This is a genomic window from Methylobacterium sp. V23 (assembly GCF_002917135.1).
Taxonomy (GTDB): Bacteria; Pseudomonadota; Alphaproteobacteria; order Rhizobiales; family Beijerinckiaceae; genus Methylobacterium.
Window position 1 is genome coordinate 51,809 of record NZ_PDHT01000022.1, and the last position, 16,764, is coordinate 68,572.

9 protein-coding genes are annotated in these 16,764 nt (G+C 66.1%); 3 read left to right on the forward strand and 6 right to left on the reverse strand.

All coding sequences use genetic code 11. The features are described 5' to 3' along the window. Positions 1-29 precede the first annotated feature (29 nt). The 3 genes from CRT23_RS19310 to CRT23_RS19320 are packed head-to-tail and all read left to right on the forward strand — an operon-like array spanning position 30 to position 3,786. Positions 30-1,913, forward strand: coding sequence for an AAA family ATPase (locus CRT23_RS19310; RefSeq protein ID WP_103711190.1), 1,884 nt, complete (start codon positions 30-32; stop codon positions 1,911-1,913). Further along, positions 1,907-3,031: a 5-methylcytosine-specific restriction endonuclease system specificity protein McrC gene (mcrC, locus tag CRT23_RS19315; RefSeq protein ID WP_103711192.1), complete on the forward strand. Its 1,125-nt coding sequence runs from the start codon at positions 1,907-1,909 to the stop codon at positions 3,029-3,031. The genes CRT23_RS19310 and mcrC overlap by 7 nt, the downstream gene beginning before the upstream one ends. Further along, positions 3,028-3,786, forward strand: coding sequence for an ASCH domain-containing protein (locus CRT23_RS19320; RefSeq protein ID WP_103711194.1), 759 nt, complete (start codon positions 3,028-3,030; stop codon positions 3,784-3,786). The genes mcrC and CRT23_RS19320 overlap by 4 nt, the downstream gene beginning before the upstream one ends. 4 nt (positions 3,787-3,790) lie before the next feature. Here CRT23_RS19320 and CRT23_RS19325 read toward each other — a convergent pair whose 3' ends face one another. From CRT23_RS19325 to CRT23_RS19350, 6 genes are all read right to left on the reverse strand, one after another. Further along, on the reverse strand, positions 3,791-6,769 hold the full coding sequence (locus tag CRT23_RS19325) for a DEAD/DEAH box helicase (RefSeq protein ID WP_103711196.1): 2,979 nt from the start codon (positions 6,767-6,769) through the stop codon (positions 3,791-3,793). Next, positions 6,766-8,163, reverse strand: a complete 1,398-nt coding sequence (locus tag CRT23_RS19330) for an EH signature domain-containing protein (RefSeq protein ID WP_103711198.1) — start codon at positions 8,161-8,163, stop codon at positions 6,766-6,768. The genes CRT23_RS19325 and CRT23_RS19330 overlap by 4 nt, the downstream gene beginning before the upstream one ends. Before the next feature lie 10 nt (positions 8,164-8,173). Further along, positions 8,174-9,031, reverse strand: a complete 858-nt coding sequence (locus CRT23_RS19335) for an OmpA family protein (protein ID WP_103711200.1) — start codon at positions 9,029-9,031, stop codon at positions 8,174-8,176. 21 nt (positions 9,032-9,052) lie between these two features. After that, a complete protein-coding gene (zorA, locus tag CRT23_RS19340; RefSeq protein ID WP_146056427.1) occupies positions 9,053-11,554 on the reverse strand; it encodes an anti-phage ZorAB system protein ZorA in 2,502 nt (833 codons plus the stop codon). Positions 11,555-13,208: 1,654 nt separating this feature from the next. Next, complete coding sequence (locus CRT23_RS19345; RefSeq protein ID WP_103711204.1) at positions 13,209-13,898, reverse strand: type 1 glutamine amidotransferase domain-containing protein; 690 nt, start codon at positions 13,896-13,898, stop codon at positions 13,209-13,211. 96 nt (positions 13,899-13,994) lie between these two features. Further along, positions 13,995-16,694, reverse strand: a complete 2,700-nt coding sequence (locus CRT23_RS19350) for an excinuclease ABC subunit UvrA (RefSeq protein ID WP_103711205.1) — start codon at positions 16,692-16,694, stop codon at positions 13,995-13,997. Positions 16,695-16,764: the final 70 nt, after the last annotated feature.

Genomic DNA, 16,764 nt, shown 5'->3' on the forward strand with positions numbered 1-16,764 from the left:
CGAGTGCCAAACGAAGGTAGGCCCGCCGCATGAATGACTCCACTGCGATTTCAACGCGAGGCCCACGCTTTGTCCGTTACTTCCCGCTCGTGCTCGAGGCCCTACGGGCGAAGGGTGGGACAGCGCGCGCTGCCGAGGTGTACGCCTGGATCCGCACACATGGCAGCCTGTCCGAGCCTGACCAAGAGGATCGACTGGCCAATGGGCAGCCCAAGCTCGAGAATTGGATCGGCTGGGCCCGTTTCTACCTCAACAAAAAGGGCCTCGTGGCGAGCGACCGCCGCGGTATCTGGACCCTGACAGATGTGGGGCGGAGCCACGAGCTTTCCCCTGCTGAGGCCTACACGCTATTTCGCGAGGTCCACGCGACCTTTGCGAGCCCGAGTGCGGATGAGGAGATCGATACTGCGCCGGCACCTAGGGACGAAGCTAGCGTGGCCGAGGCAGAGATGTCACGCTCCCTGCCAATCCTGCCAGATGCACCGATCTACTGGTTTGTAGGGACGATCTGGGGCGAGAACGGCGACCAGTTCGGGCGCTTTCGCGACGAAGGCCTTTGGGAAAACGGCTACGACGATCAGTTCACGGACGAAGTCCGCCGAATGCGCCCAGGTGAGCGCGTCGCCGTTAAGGCTTCCTTCGTGCGTAAGCACAACCTGCCCTTCGCAACTGCGGGACAGCCTGTCTCGGTCATGCGTATCAAGGCGACCGGCACGATCCTCGAGAACCTAGGCGATGGCAAGCGTGTGCGCGTCGCCTGGGATCCGCCGTCGGCACCCCGAGAGTGGTACTTCTACACCTTTCGAACCACGATCGTGGGCGTGTCGCCCAATGACGCCTACGGAGAGCGGCTGATCGCGTTCACCTTCCTAGGTGAAGCACAGAAATACGCCTACTGGCTCAACGAGTCGTACTGGGCCGGCCGCTATCAAGCTCCGGACGTCAACGCTCTGCTTCGCACCGACGTCAATCCTGAGGCTGAAGCGCTTGACGAAGTTGCAGCCGAGGCTCAGGCGCCGCCTTACACGACCCAGGACATCATCGCTGACGGGTGCTTCCTGCCCGAGGCGGATCTAGATGAAATGCTCGACCGCCTGCGTGCCCGCAAAAATCTCGTCCTTCAAGGCCCTCCGGGCACGGGGAAGACGTGGCTCGCCAAACGGCTCGCCGCGGCCTTGATCGGCCGATCCCCTCTGGCTGCCGCGAACCGCCTCGCTGTCCTGCAATTCCATCCCTCGCTGTCCTACGAAGACTTTGTGCGAGGTTGGCGTCCTAATGGTAGTGGAGGTCTGAAGCTCACGGATGGCGTCTTCCTGGAGGCAGTGACGGCCGCGCGCTCCGAGCCTGACACGCCGTTCGTCGTGGTGATCGAGGAGATTAACCGCGGCAACCCAGCTCAGATCTTCGGTGAGCTCCTCACACTTTTGGAGCACGACAAGCGCGTGCCTGACGAGGCGATCGCGCTTGCCTACCCTAGGCCCGACGAGCGGGGCGAGCGCGTATGGCTGCCGGAGAACCTCTACGTGATCGGCACGATGAACATCGCCGATCGCTCGCTCGCGCTCGTGGACTTGGCGCTCCGCCGCCGCTTCTCGTTCAAGACCTTGAACCCACACTTCAACGACGCTTGGCGCACCTGGTGCGGCCATCATCCGGCTCTCACTGACACAGTTCTCGACACCGTCGCTGCGCGGATGGAGCGGCTCAACGGCGCGATCGCGCAAAGCCTCGGCGAGCAGTTTCGGATCGGTCACAGCTACGTGACGCCGAGCCGCAAGCAGGTGATCGCCGATGGCCGGACTTGGTTTGCGGCAATCGTCGACTCGGAGCTCAAACCGCTGCTCGCGGAGTATTTCTACGACGATCCGCAGAACGCCGACGCTCTACTGGCGGACCTTTGCGCCGGATGGTGAACTCGGCTCAGGAGGTGCTCGTTGAGGAGAAGGCGGTGGGGCAAATCCCCATTCGCAATCTCTGGTTCCTGCTCGTCTACGCCTGGGATCTTGGAGCCTTTGCCAAAGCGTTCGCGGCAACCGTTGAGGCCTCGCCGGATCTGCCGCATCTCGTCGTCGCGCTGTTCACTGGCATCGTGGAGCGGCGCCTGCGCCGCAATTTGAGCCGGCACTACGTCCCTCGCGCCGAGGTGCTGACGCGTGTGCGAGGCCGCATCGATGTGTTTCGCACCACCATCGATCGCACGCTGGAGCGGGGCGAGATCGCTTGTCGCTTCGAGGAACTTTCGATCGACACGCCGCGCAACCGCTTCGTGCGCCACGCGCTGACCCAGGCCAGCACCCTCAAGGTCGACCGGGCGCTAGCCGCGCGCTCCCGCAGTCTGGCAAGCCATCTGGCGTTTGCCGGTGTCACAGGCCACCGCATGACCGAACGCGACCTGCGTCGCGAGAGCTTCGCCCGGCACGATGCCGAAGACCGATTGATGATCGAGCTAGCGCGCCTTGTGGTAGTCCTGGCGCTTCCGACCCAGGAGACCGGCTCACGCCTGCTTCCGTCCCCGCACCGGGACGATGTGGCCTTGCGCAAGATCTTCGAGCGCGCTGTGGGCCGGTTCTACGCGCACCATCTGCGTTCGTCCGACGGCTGGTCGGTGCGCCCCGGCGAGTGGCTGGATTGGCCGCAGCAAGCGGCGACACCCGGGCTTGCTGCTCTACTGCCGCGGATGCAAACCGACATCGTGATCGAGCGCTCCGGCCGTCGGCTCGTCATCGACACCAAGTTCACGGGCATTCTCACGTCCAATGCGCGCGGGACTGACCGTCTCAGATCGAATTACCTTTACCAGCTCTATGCCTACCTGCGCTCACAGGCCGACCGGGGCGGCGCTCATGCTCAAGCCGACGGCTTGCTGCTGCACCCCGCCCTCAATCTGCATCTCGACGAAGCCGTTACGATCCAGGGTCACCGCATACGGTTTTCGACGCTCGATCTGATGGCGCCAACGGCGGTGATCGAAGCGCGCCTTTTACAGTTGGCGAACGATTTAGCAGCTCCGGAGCCCGGTACCATCGCATGAGAGGCCTTCTCGTCCGCCAACCCTGGGCCGAGCTGATTTTGCGCGGCACGAAGGTCTGGGAGCTGCGTAGTCATGGCACCAGCTTGAATGGACCGATAGCGATCATTCCCCAAGGGACGGGCCAGATTGCAGGGATCGTCGACTTGGTGGCCGTCCATCCGCGGCTCTCGCCGGAGGAGCTGGCAGCAAGCACGCAGCAGCACTGCGTTCCGCTCGAGCAGCAAGCCGAGGTGATCGCAGCCGGCTGGCTAATCCCGTGGGAGTTCGCGCGGCCACACCGGCTGCCATACCCGGTCCCCTACCGACACCCGTTGGGGGCGGTTATTTGGGTCCGGCTCGAGCCAGAGGTCACAGCAGCGATCCGAACCCAGATCGCTGTGAACTCGCTGCCATCGGTGCAGCCTCGCCCGATCGCGCGCGCCATTCCATTGATCACGGCCGCGCCTGACGCCCGGACGGCTGAGGTTCCGCTCACCGAGGGCAACCTTCGGAACGGGCATATCTATCTGCGTTCGGCCCGACACTTGTTCCGTGATGTGCATATCGGGGGCTCCTCCAAATCGGCCCCCGCGCTGCAGCCGATCACCGTGGAACTCGGAGCGCACGACGCGATCACCACCGACATCGCGGGCGACAAGATGATCCTTCGCGAGCGCCGTGCCGTACGTGCCTTTCTGCGAGACGCTCAAGCCGGAGACCACGTTCGCATCGAGCGTCTCGATATTGACCGGTTTCGTTTCACGTTAATGCCCTAAGGGCTCACGTGTCCCCGATGGTGCGCTCAAAGATATCGCGCGTGTCGCGGGCGCTAACCGGTGAGGCCAACATCTCGCGCGAGAGAGCCCGCTTGTGTTGTAATAGTTCGTCGAGGGTGCGGTCGAAGGAGGCCTCGGGATTCTCGGAGAAGATTGCCATAGGCAAGTGGATGGTGACGTCGCGGGTCTGGCCGATGCGATAGGCGCGGTCATTGCACTGATCCTCGACGGCCGGATTCCACCAGCGGCTTAGGTGAATCACGTGGTTGGCCGCCGTAATAGTCAGTCCGACGCCGGCGGCTTTCGGGGATAGGACCAGAAGGCCGAAGCCCGGGGGGGCCGCCTGAAAGGCGTCGACGATGCGTTGGCGGTGTTCGCCCGGCGTGCCGCCATGGATGATGCCGGGCAGCGCCGACAAATCAAAGAGTTCACTGACACCGCGGGCGACAACCTGCTGCATCGCGAGACTCTCGATGAAAAGGATAGCCTTCTCGCCGCGTTGTCGAACCGATTTTAGGATGTCGAGGGAGGTCTGAAGCCGCGCCGAGCGCGCAGCGAACGCCTCGAAGGAGCGCGCATCGCCAAGGCGCACAGTCTCCGGATTGTCAGGGTGCAACGAGACCCCGCGCAGCCCGTGGATGATGCGCAGCATGTCGCCGGTCTTGCGCGGCCCCGCCCCGTGCTGCGCGTCCATCACGATCCGCAGATAAGCTCCGGCCTGCGCCGCGGGCATCGGCACTGGGTAGCGAACCTCGTGCTTGTTCGGCAGGCCCTCAAGTACATCGCTCTTCATCCGACGCAGCATCACGGCGGGTGCTGCGCCAACCGGCTCATCGAGTTTGCGCTTGAGGGCACGCAACTGATTCGCGTTCTCGTCGCAGTAGGTGGTGCTGAAGCCTTTCAGGTCGCCGAGGTAGCCCGGCGTGAGCCGATCCATAATGCACCATAGATCCTCGAGCCGGTTCTCGATGGGCGTACCCGTCAGACCCAACACGAAATCCGCGTTCAACGTCTTGGCGGCCTTGGTATTAAGTGTGTCGGGCGCCTTCACCTTCTGCATCTCGTCGAACAGCACCACGCTGTAACGGATCCGCGCAAAGGCCTGCTCGTGATCGGTGAGGGTCTCGTAGGTCGTCAGGATCCAGTCGGCCGCGCGTAGACGGCCGACATCGAGGGTCTCGCCCGGATCTGATCGCTGCTCTGGTGGGAGCTTGAGGTGGCGCGAACCCGCACCGTAAACGTCGAGGCGCGCGCCGAGCCCGGTTGCGGATAGGTGCTGGCGGCACTCCGCCTCCCAGTTCTTCAAGAGTGCAGTGGGTGCAACGACAAGGATCGGCCCGCGATCGACCTGCCCTGAACGAGTTCCGGCCTCCTGGTTGCTACGGATCCAAGCGAGGAAACTCAGCGCCTGAAACGTCTTTCCCAGACCCATGTCGTCAGCGAGCAAAATGCCGGGCCAGCCCGCCCGCCAGCTCGCGATGAGCCAGTTAAAGCCGGCGGTTTGATGGGGCTTGAACCGGGTCGCGCCCATCCGATCCGGCGGCGGGTCCGGGGGAATGACAGCCATCCGCGGGCGGAGCGGCTGCTCGTACTCGACGCCCTCGTAGTTCGTCTTGATCAAAAGAACTTGCTTGTCGGCAGGCGCATCGATCAAGTCCTTCTCGGGTGCGGCGCTCAGTTCTGGAGCTGCGGCATCCGATACGGCATCCGGAACACCGGGCCCGCGCAGGAAGGCTTCAGCGGCCTGGATGGGCACAGGCGCGCCTTGCAGAATGATCTCCGCCCGACCGGAAGCACGAGCGGCTTCGATAGCTCTGCCAAGGTCCCGCCGTTCCTCTTCGGACAGATCAGGTCCAGCCACTGCCTGGCCCTGCGCGTCGCGCCAGCCTCCCTCCGGCAACCAAGTGTGGGCGCGCTTGGTCAGCCAGGGCAGCTTCGGCCGTTCCCAAATGCCGAGCTCGAGCACGCGGCTCGAGTAATGTGCCGTCTCGACGAAAAGGCTGGTCTGCCCCTCGTCCGCACGGTCTCCGAGCGCCTCGGCAAGAGCCGCGCGGGGGTTGCGCACGAAGGCGCGCCGCTCATGCGGTGAGGCCCGCCGCTTCGCTTTGACCACGTCGAGCAGCGGCTTGAGGTAGGGGTCGATCAGAACGAAGCGGTTGCGCCCGACCACGTAGGCGTCCCGGGTGCTGCCCGGCTCGCCAACCGCGCGGCGCAGGAACGCGCGCTGATCCTCCGGCGGAAGCAGCGGCTCGGCGCCGCCCGAGTCAATTAACTCATCGGGCATCGCGATGGGATCAGGAGCATCGTCCGCCAGCGACGGCGCCTGCTCACGAGCCATCAGGACGGGGTCGAAGTCGATGCCCGTCGCCGTCTCGCGCACGTCAAGTGCGAATGCTCCGGCTTGGTAGAAGGTGAGGCTCTGCGTGTAGGCGTCGGCCGCCACATCGGTCCCAAGCGCCCCGCGGAGCGCCTGCTGCACCGGCATCCAGGCCTGGACCCGGTCCTCGACAGGTTGACCGTGCGTTGCGTTGTATCCGTCCGCTGCTACGACGAGCGCCAGAAGCGCCGCGGACAGACGAACTTCCGTGCTGCTGTAGCGTAGCACGAGGCCGAGGCGAGTCGGCTGAATTGCGCGCTCGCGCGCGTCGCGCCAGTCGCAGCGGATCTGTCCGTCGGTCGTCTCGACCCGACCCTCAAAGGTGAGGCTTAAGCTGACCTGGCCGAGGTCAGGGAGACAGAGACGACGCGCTTCATCGGGTGACAGAGCCGCCGCGTCCGCGTGCGAGAGCCGGACGCTACCCGTCTCGGCTTCGGCGCGCCCCTGGCTGACGAGCGCGTCGAGCGTTCGGGCAGTTCCACGCAAGGCAGGCGATTGGTGCCATTCCGATCGCGGAATGAGCCGCGCGCGCCCGAGTAGGCGACGCTCCAAAGCCTCGATCCGAACCCCGTTTGGTTCGATGTCCGACCGAAACTGTGCGCTCATGAGAGATCGACTGCGAATTCATTCTGGCTGAGGCGCTGACCTGTCAACGCTCCAATGCGCCCGGCGACTCGGTGCTGCCAGACGTAGTTGTCGGAGCCGCCGTGACCGTAGATGTCGTGCGCCGTAAGGCTGCGCTCGGACCGGTCGTAGGGCACCGGACGGCGGACGTCGTCCGTCGAGTATTGGCGGGCATTCAGATCGCGCGGACGGCTCGGATCATCGCCCGGCCAGATGTTGCAATAGCCGTGATGGCTCCAGTCCGCGACGATGCAGCGGCCAAGATCCATCAGCAGCACGGCGTGGCCGGCGAGAACCTGCTTGCCGCCGCCCTTGATGAAGCGACCGAAGGCGATGTCCTGCCCAAACGCCCGGCGCGCCTCGCGGGCGCCGTCCTCGCCGAACACCACCCAGGCGTTTAGTATCAGGTCGCGCTTGTGATACGCTCCCCAGAACGCTCGCCGATAACGCCATGAGCCCTCGGGGGCGATCGTGTCGACCACGTCGAAGAATTGGCGCAGGGCAACTTCCGTGAGCCACCTCTTCACGATGCCGGCGGCCGCCTCCATGCCGATCCAGTTTCCAGCTTTGACGCGTGGATCGCCGAAGCGTGGCGTGAGAAAGCTCAGAAGCAGGTCTTGTTCGCTCTTGCTCGGCATCCGGTCCCGGTAGGGCATCACCAGGGCGTTCACCATCTCGGCGCGGTAGGCTTGATAGAGCACCTCGCCACGTGGGTTGAGGCACCACGCTTTGACGATCTCGAGCCGCTCTGCCGCCGAGGTCACCGGTCGCTCGGCGAGCGCCGTGAGGCCGGCCTTGTAGGCGGCCTCCGCGAGACCGGAGCCGGCCGCGACCGCGCCGAGCCCGTGACGGCCGAGCAGATGCGGCACCGTGCAGCTCTGCGCGAGAGCGGCCTCAGCTAGGCGGCGCACGCCCCCCGGCTCGAACAGGCGGTGGTCGCGCTGCAGGCTCGCCCAGGGCTCTCCCGCGATGCTGGCATGGGCCGCGAGCGCCGTGCCGACGCGCTGCATCTCTTCTCGAGCCGGCGAGTAATCGATCAGGTAAGTCGAGGCGAGACGGCGGTAGACTGCCCGGCGGTCCGGCCGCGCGGCCTGCGCGAGCAACATCTGCAGGGCGACCACATGGGTGGCGAGCGGCGGCTCAGTGCGCCAGAGGCACCAGGGCGCATGGCGCCAGTCGAGCGCCGCGGGCGCCTCGCCGTGGTCGAAGGCCGCCACGATCCGTTCCGCGATCCGGTCGAGGTCGAGCGGCGGCTTCTCCGCGGCCCCCGCGCTCCGCTCGGCCAGATCGCGAGAGACCGCGGCCATCCGCGGGGTGGCGGGGAGCGGGCGAGTGGCGCCGAGGGCGAGACCCTGGAGGGCAGACCGGAAACTCACCGCGTTTCCCTCACGGTGCCTTCGGACGACTGAGCTGCGCGATCTCCGTCTTCATCCCGCCGACGAGCGCCTGGATCTCCCGTAGACCAATCTCGTTCTCGACCTCCATGACGAAGCGCAAATCGATGCGGCGGTTGCGGGAGTAGGCGAGGAGATTGCGCTCCGAATCGATGCCGCGGGTGGAGGCGTAGCCTGACACCGAGAGGATCTCACTCCCACGGCGGTTGAGGATTTTACGCAGGTCCGGCGAGGCGACAATCAGCTCGCGGAAGGTGTTGACCGCACGCTTGGTCGAGAGATCCCAGTTGTTGGCATCGATCCCGGTGCTGTCGGTATGGCCTTCGATAAAGACTGTCTCGACGAAGGAACGGGTGCGACTCGGGCAGGTGTCCGGTTCGGCGTTAAGGCAGGGGCTGTAGACCGGCAGGATGCGGGCGAGGACGCGTGCGACTTTGCCGACGTTCTCGCGGGCCCGGCCGATTAAGTCGGCGTTGTTGATCGGGAACAGGATTGCGTCTTCGGACAGGCGCAGCACGCCGTTCGCCTCGTCGATCTTGACGTCGAGGCCCTCGCGGCTGAGGGCGTCGCGCAGATCGTGTAGCAGCTGCGTGCGCATGCTCGCCGCCTCCCGGATCTCGGCCAGACGCTGACTGACGCGCTGCTCGAGAGCCTCGAGCTTGCGCCCAACCTCCTCCGCGACGCTGATCTTGTCCTCTTGCCGATCAGCCTGCTTCTGAAAGTTTAGGGCAAATGACATCAGCATGATGATGAAGATGAACAGCACCCCCACCATCATATCAGTCATAGAGATGAAATAGTTCTCTTCTTCGGCATCGGTGTGCGCACCAGCTTCGGTCTCAATCATCATGCGTGCCGGTCCTCGGATCGTTCACTCGGCCGCCGCGAGATGAATCGGTCGCGCGAGGCCCGCGAGCGCGGTACCAAGCTCCTGGTTGCTGTGCGCGAGCTCGTCGATCATGGTCGCGAGCTTATCGGTTGTCGTGCTGAGATGTCGGTCGATCTCGGTGACGAAGTCACCGATGCGATCCTGCTGCTGCTTCACCTGCTCGGCGAAGCGCGCCACTGCCCGTCCGAGCTCGTCATCCACGTGCGCGAAGCGCTGCTCGTAAGCCTCGATCGATTGGCCGGCGCGATCGAGATGTCCCTGAAGGCGCTCCGCGAGGGCTGTCGCTGCTTCCTGCCCGGTGCGCAGGGCATCGGCCGACTCCCGCACCGACCCGGCCATTGTCTCGGCCGCGCTTGCGATCCGCTCGGAGGTTTGAACGAGCGGCTGGCTCGCACCCTGGATGCTGTGGGCAACTTGGCCGAACACGTCCGCGGTCTCCCGAGAGCGGGCGCTGACGCCCTCGACGTGGCGGACCTGACCGGCAAACGCGGTCTCGACGGTGCGCAGCGTGCCCGACAGCGTTTCGACCGAGCCGCGCATTTCGGCGACGATCCCGCTGATCGTCGCGCGCATCGCCTCGGCTGCTTCACGGGCGGCTTGAACCGCGCCGGCCGCCGCCGCCGTGCTGGCACGCGCGCTGTCCTCCGCTTGAGCGGCGGCGTTCCTCTGAAGGGTCGCGACCGTCTCGCTGAAGGCGGAGAGCTGCGCGTGAAGCTGGGCCGTCATCTGGCCCATGGCCTGCTCGGCCTGCGCGGCTGCCCCCGTTACTGAGCTTGCCACTTGCGTGACCGTACCTTGCATCGTTCGAGCGGCGTCTTGCGCCGACTGGGTTGCGCTGGCTGAGGCGGCCGCGCTCGTCTCGCGCGCGATCCGCGCGCTCTCCTCTGCCTGGCTCGCGACTGTCCGCTGCAGATTGCTGACGACGTCGACCAGCGATGCCATCTGCGTGTCCATCCGCGCGGCCATTTGAGCCATGACCTGCTCGGCCTGAGCCGCGGATCCGGCTACTGACGCGCTGACTTCACCCACTGCACCGCGCATGGCCTCTGCGGCGTCCCGGGCCGCGCGGCTCGTCGCGCTCGTCGCGCTCTCGCTTGCGGCTTGGGCCGAGCGCGCGCTGCCTTCGACCTGCGCCGCCAGCGTCTTCTGAAACTCCGAGACCATACCCCCAAAGGCTCCGGTCTGCGTCTCGAGCTTCTCGAGAACGCGGCCCATCGACTCCTCGAGAATGCCCGCCGCGCCGCGGGTTGAGGCCGCGAGGTTCTCCTCGACCTGCCGATTGGCCATCTCGAAGGTAGCGCGCAGCTGCTGAGCCACATCCTCCAGGAGTGCCCGGCTGGTGTCCGCGGACGCGCCTAGATTGGCGCCGGCCTGACTGATCAGGCGGTCGAGATTGCCAGCTGCTTCGGACAGCTGGCGCGAGAAATCCTGTCCGGAACCAGCGAGATTGCGCTGAACCCCCTCGAGCGCGCTCTGCATCGCGTTAAGCGTGCCGGCGAGCTGCTTGAGTTCAGCGCCCGCACTGCCTTGCAGGTTGTCCTGGAACCGCTGCAGCATCTCATCGAGGCCGTTCTGGCTCGTGTGAGTTAGCTGTCCGACAGCGTGGTTCAAGCTTTCGGTCATGGGCTGCACGGCCGCTGCCATCGCGGCCTGGATCCCGGGCGTGACGCTGTCGCCGAGGCGCGCGAAGAAGCGCTCACTGTTGATCTCCTTCAATTGATCGCGCTGCGCCTCCAATATCGTCTTCGTCTCAGCCGCGATCGCTTGCGGTGGATAGAAGAGAAGGCGATCCTCCAGATCGCGGCACAGGGCGTCGAAGCCTGCTTCTATCCAGATCACGTAGCTCTTGAACAATAGTGCGAGGACCAGGGAAGAGCCGAGCCCTGCGATCGAGGTGCCGAACTTGAAGGTCGCCGCCGACAGAAGCTCGTTAAGCGAGCGGGTCATCTCCTCGGCCGAGCCAGCACCCGTGCTGCCTGCCGCCTTGTTGAGCGCGAACACTAACCCGATGAAGGTAAGCAGGAGTCCCAGGCCGACGAAATAGCCCGGCACCGAGCTAATCATCTTCAAACCGTAGAGGCGCTCGCGGGCCACCCCGATGTTGATGAAGCTCTGCGGCCGCATGGTGTTTCGGACCGCGCGCGGCTCCAGTACCAGGGTCTCGGCGAACTCACTCCAGGCGGACCCAATCAAGGCATTGCGCTCGAGACGATCGCGTAGCGTGTCATAACCTTCTGCCACTGAACGGGTGTCGCCTGCCCGGCGCAGCACGCGCCGCGCCGCAGCAAGGGACAGGCGGATGAGAAGAACATGCGCGACGAAGAAGGTGATCGCGAGGGCGCAGGCGATCTGCACGACGAGGGAGGCCAGTGCGAAAGCAAACGCGCGATCACTGACGCGCTCGTAACTCCCCTGGCTCATCTCGTGAAAGACGTCGGCGATGATCGCTGCATTCGCGAACGGTATGACGCGCGACAGGAGCATGCCAGAGGTCGTGGCCAGCCCAAGGAAGAGAATCGCACGGACGAGCCCGTGCCAAACGATCGGACGCGCGAAAACGGCGTACACAGAGACCTCCGACCAGCATCGAGCGGCGCCTCGTAAGGGTCCCGCGCTAACCGTTACACAGCTGAAGTGGAAGGGTGGCAATCCGGTGTTATGGCCATGCGTTATTCTCGGTCAAATTGTGGCAGATTTGCACCAGATTAGCGGCCTTCAACCGCGCCACAGGGTGATCTCGCCGGTGAGGCCGATCAGTTGGGGCATCACAGGAACTATATGGCTCTGGAAAGCGAAGCCTAGGACGCTGAGTATTTAAGTACTGATCGGCCTGTGCTGCCCTGGCTTAAGGAGCACTGCGCGTTCTGGAACTCCGGCGGGTTACTGTGGGCTCGATGCTGACGGGGCCTACAAGGGAAGCTGCTGTCTCCGGTCCCAGTTCGCCGTCCACGAGCCCCCAAATAAAGGCCGACAAGCTATTTGGATGGCAGTGGCGACGTAGGCGTGCAGGTTGAGCGTAGGCATGAAGGGCGAGGCTCCGGGGCCACCGCGGTTTCGGCGGCTCGGTCGGGATTTCCCGGAATGGCAGGCGGCGTTCACCAGGGTCTGTGGGGCTGGTGCGTGTGGCTGCGGGAAGGTGATGGCCGGGGGCAGCGAAGGGGGGCACCGCCTTGGCCCATGTCCGTTCGAAGGCCCGCGCTGTCTCTGTCTGCCTGCTCGTTCTGGATCTTGGTGGGCGTTTGAGGGAGGCCGGCTTGCCTTTAGGGCAAGGCTTTGCCGGTGAGGGCAAAGCATCGCATCATCCTGAAGGAAGTGGATCTTGGAGCCACGCCGTCGGTCGACCGGCGGATCGAAGTGCAACCTTGTGACAGGCAGGCCGGGGCTGCGCGATCGGCCTTTACGCACCGCTTCCCGTCAGCTCGGACGGCCAGCGCCGACGGACCCCTCCGCTCGATCCGCGGGGCGTTGGAGTCGTCGAGGAGGGTTGGGGCTACCCGTCTACCTCCATCCTGCGGTCTCAAAATATCTGGGACCGCTTGCAACCGATGCCCTTCGGTGGATTCTCCGGCTGGTTCCCATCACGCCTGGCTAGCGGTTGAGGCTCGGAGGCTCATAGGGAGCGTGGCTCTTACCCTAAGCCATGTAAAAGCTGCGCCCCATATCCGGTGGTCGGAGGAGCGTTTCGGAGACCCCGGCCAATGGTTATGCGCTAGAAGTTCCAGCCCTCATTGGGACTTAAAAGCGTCCGCTTTCGGTCAGTCCGATGAGCTGACTTGTATGACCGAATTGGGTGGAGAGCAGTCTGGCTGCTTTTGAGCAGCGATGCCACGAAAACGGACCTCAGCTCGCACCGAGAAAGTCGATGGCGTTGCGCCCATCTTGGGCGTTCGGTAATCAAGAGCACGGTCAGGTCCCTCGAGGATCGACGTCGGGATCTTTTCCATGCTTACCGAAGGGACTTAGATTTCAGCGTCCAGCGCCTCGACTTCAGCGTCGAGAGGTTTCGAAACTGGCAAGGCAGGTGTGCGACTCATCCGACCGTAGGTCCCTGCTTTCCCGAAGCATCCGGCAAGCGCCCCCCCCCCTGGGACTCGCAAAGGACTGCGAAAGCTCTTCACAAGTCGATCGCCCCAGTGGTTCATCGATTGTCGAGATACGCCTTCATGCGCTCGGCCGTCGGTCCGGACGAGGCCGGGTTCTGGCCGGTGATGAGCAGCCCGTCCCCGTCCCCGACCACGTACGGCTCCCAGTCGCCCGCCTTGGAGAACACGCCGCCCGCCCGCTTGAGCTCGTCTTCGACGAGGAAGGGAACGATGGCGGTCAGGCCCACGGCCTCCTCCTCGGTGTTCGTGAAGCCGGTGACGGCCTTGCCGGCGACGAGCGGCTTGCCGTCGGGCGCCTTGGCATGACGCAGGACGCCGGGGGCGTGGCAGACCAGGGCGACGGGCTTGCCAGCTCGGAGCGTCGTCTCGATCAGCCGGATCGAGGCGGGGTCCTCGGCCAGATCCCATAGGGGGCCATGCCCGCCGGGATAGAACACCGCGTCGAAACCCTCGTGGGTGACGCCGTCGAGGCGGCCTGTGTTCGACAAGGCGGCGCTGGCTGCGCCGTCCGCCTCGAAGCGTCGGGTCAGGTCGTTCTGGGCGTCCGGCTCGCTGCTCTTAGGATCGAGCGGCGGGCGGCCGCCCGCGGGCGAGACCAGCACCACCTCCGCACCGGCATCCTTGAACACGTAGTAGGGCGCGGCCAACTCCTCCAGCCAGAAGCCGGTCTTGCGCCCGGTGTCGCCGAGTCGGTCGTGCGAGGTCAGCACCATCAGGATCTTCATCGCCGGTCTCCGGGGTCGGTCTGAGGTCTATCGTTCTGGATGCCGTCATCGACTTTGGCGCTGATCAAGCGCAGATTCCGTATCGACGACGGGTCGTCAGGGACGCTGCGGGAGCGCGCCCCCGCCTTCGTAGGCATCAAGCTCTTCCCGGAGATAGGGTGCCGTGCGGCTCGCCCGCGCCTCAGCGACCACTTCGGGACGGCCGGCCGCGACGACAATGCCACCCAGGTTTCCGGCGCCGGGCCCCACGTCGATGACGTGATCGGCCCCCGCGACGACGCGCATGTCGTGCTCGACCATGACGACCGTGTTGCCCGCATCGACCAGGCCGTCGAGTTGGAGCATCAGGCGATCCACGTCGGTCGGGTGCAGCCCGGTCGTCGGCTCGTCGAGGACGTAGAGGGTGCCACCGCGCTGGCCCCGCTGCAGCTCGGTCGCGAGCTTGATGCGCTGGGCCTCGCCGCCGGAAAGTTCGGTCGCTGGCTGGCCGAGGCGCAGGTAGCCGAGGCCGAGATCGCGTAGCACGGCGAGCGGGCGCAGCACGGATGGCTCGTCCGCGAAGGCCGCGCAGGCGCGCTCGACGGTGAGCCCGAGCACGTCCGCGATCGTCAGTCCGTTCCACGTCACCTCCAGGGTCGCGGGCGCATAGCGGGACCCATGGCAGGTCGGGCAGGGGGCGTAGACGCTCGGCATGAACAGGAGTTCGACGCTGACGAACCCTTCGCCCTCGCAGGCCGGGCAGCGGCCCTTGGCGACGTTGAAGGAGAAGCGGCCGGCGTCGTAGCGGCGGCGGCGCGCCTCGGGAGTGGCGGCGAACAGCTTGCGAACGGCGTCGAACAGGCCGGTATAGGTCGCGAGGTTCGAGCGGGGCGTGCGCCCGATCGGCTTCTGGTCGACCTGGACCAAACGCCGGACCCCTTCCATGCCGCCGACGATGCGCCCTTCCGTCGGGCCCGGCGCGTCGTCGAGGGGATCCTCCGGCTCGTCGTTGGTTTCGACGGGCCGTCCGAGGCGGTCGCCGACGAGGTCCAGCAGGGCTTGGGCGACGAGGCTCGACTTGCCGGAGCCCGAGATGCCCGTGACGGCGGTAAGACATCCGAGCGGGAACGCGGCCGAGACCCCGCGCAGGTTGTTGCGGACGATCCCCTCCAGGCGCAGCCAACCCGAGGGCTCGCGCCGCGCACGCCGCGGCGGCTCGACCAACCCGAACAGGTGCAGGCGCGTGAGCGACGCCGCCACTTCGCGAAGACCTTCCGGCGGGCCGCTGTAGAGCACGGTGCCGCCGTGCTCGCCCGCCGCCGGGCCGACATCGACCAGCCAGTCGGCGCGGCGCATCGTGCCGATGTCGTGCTCGACGACGAAGAGCGAATTCCCCGCGGTGAGCAGGCCCGCCAGCGCTTCGTGCATGGCGTCGCCGTCGGCGGGGTGCAGCCCGGCCGTGGGCTCGTCGAGCACGTAGGCCACGCCGAAGAGCTGCGAACGGAGCTGGGTGGCGAGGCGCAGGCGCTGCAGCTCGCCCGACGACAGGGTCGTGGTGACCCGGTCCAGCGACAGGTAGCCGAGACCCAGTTCCGCCAGCGTCCCGATCCGCTCGATGAGATCGGCGGCGAGGCGCTGGGCGGCGAGGCGCTTCTCGATGGAGAGGTTCGGCGTCGCACGCACGTCCGGCGCCCCCGCATGGGCCGACGTGCCCGCAGCGGCGCGCCGGGCGCGATCCCGCTGGCCCGCTTCGCGGTCGAGGGTCTCCTGGGCGGCATCCTTGCCGGGGCGGTCGTCGGGTAGCCGGTCCTCGGCCGCCGGCTGCATCGCCTCGGCGAGCTGGGAGAGCGTCATGCGCGACAGCTCGCCGATGTCCAGCCCGGCGAAGGTGACCGAGAGCGCCTCGGGTTTCAGGCGCTTGCCGTGGCAGGCGGGGCAGTCCTCGCCGACGAGGTAGCGCGCGGCGCGGCGGCGCATGAGGGCGCTCTGCGAGTTGGTGAAGGTGCCGAGCACGTGGCGGCGGGCGCTCGTGAACGTGCCCATGTAGCTCGGTTCCAGGCGACGCCGGCGGGCTGCCTGCGTCTGCTCCGGGGAGAGTCCGGCATAGACCGGCTCCTGCGGCTGGTCGTCGGTGAACAGAATCCAGTCCCGAACTGCCCGTGGCAGATCCTTCCAGGGCGTGTCGACATCGACCCCCCGGCTGACCAAGATGTCGCGCAGGTTCTGCCCGCCCCAGGCCTGCGGCCAGGCCGCGACGGCCCGCTCGCGGATCGTCAGCGAAGGGTCGGGCACCATGGACGTTTCCGTGGCGTGGTAGACCCTTCCGAGCCCGCCGCAGGACGGGCAGGCGCCCTGGGGCGTGTTGGGCGAGAAGTCCTCCGCGTAGAGCATCGGCTGGCCCGGCGGGTAGGTGCCGGCCCGCGAGTACATCATCCGCACGAGGCTCGACAGGGTGGTGACGCTGCCCACCGAGGAGCGGGCGCTGGGCGTGCCGCGCTGCTGCTGCAGGGCGACGGCGGGGGGCAGCCCCTCGATGGCGTCGACGTCGGGCACCCCGACCTGATCGATCATCCGCCGGGCGTAGGGAGCGACCGACTCGAAGTAGCGTCGCTGGGCCTCGGCATAGAGGGTGCCGAAGGCGAGCGAGGACTTGCCGGACCCGGAGATGCCGGTGAACACCACGAGGGCATCGCGCGGCAGCTCCAGGTCGACGTCGCGCAGGTTGTGCTCGCGGGCGCCCCTCACCGTGACGTAGCCCGGCCGTCCCGCGCCGGATCGAGCGATCCTCACCGGTTCTCTCGGCTTCGGCTGGTCCATGGTACATCCTTTCGACGCATCAGTTCTCGCAGGGCACCGGGCGTTGCCGCGCCGACGAGGAGTTCAGGAG

Coding starts and splice junctions, on each gene's coding strand:
- CRT23_RS19310 (WP_103711190.1), top strand. CDS start 30: ATGAATGACTCCACTGCGATTTCAACGCGAGGCCCACGCTTTGTCCGT.
- mcrC (WP_103711192.1), top strand. CDS start 1,907: ATGGTGAACTCGGCTCAGGAGGTGCTCGTTGAGGAGAAGGCGGTGGGG.
- CRT23_RS19320 (WP_103711194.1), top strand. CDS start 3,028: ATGAGAGGCCTTCTCGTCCGCCAACCCTGGGCCGAGCTGATTTTGCGC.
- CRT23_RS19325 (WP_103711196.1), bottom strand. CDS start 6,769: ATGAGCGCACAGTTTCGGTCGGACATCGAACCAAACGGGGTTCGGATC.
- CRT23_RS19335 (WP_103711200.1), bottom strand. CDS start 9,031: ATGATGATTGAGACCGAAGCTGGTGCGCACACCGATGCCGAAGAAGAG.
- zorA (WP_146056427.1), bottom strand. CDS start 11,554: ATGCTCCTGTCGCGCGTCATACCGTTCGCGAATGCAGCGATCATCGCC.
- CRT23_RS19345 (WP_103711204.1), bottom strand. CDS start 13,898: ATGAAGATCCTGATGGTGCTGACCTCGCACGACCGACTCGGCGACACC.
- CRT23_RS19350 (WP_103711205.1), bottom strand. CDS start 16,694: ATGGACCAGCCGAAGCCGAGAGAACCGGTGAGGATCGCTCGATCCGGC.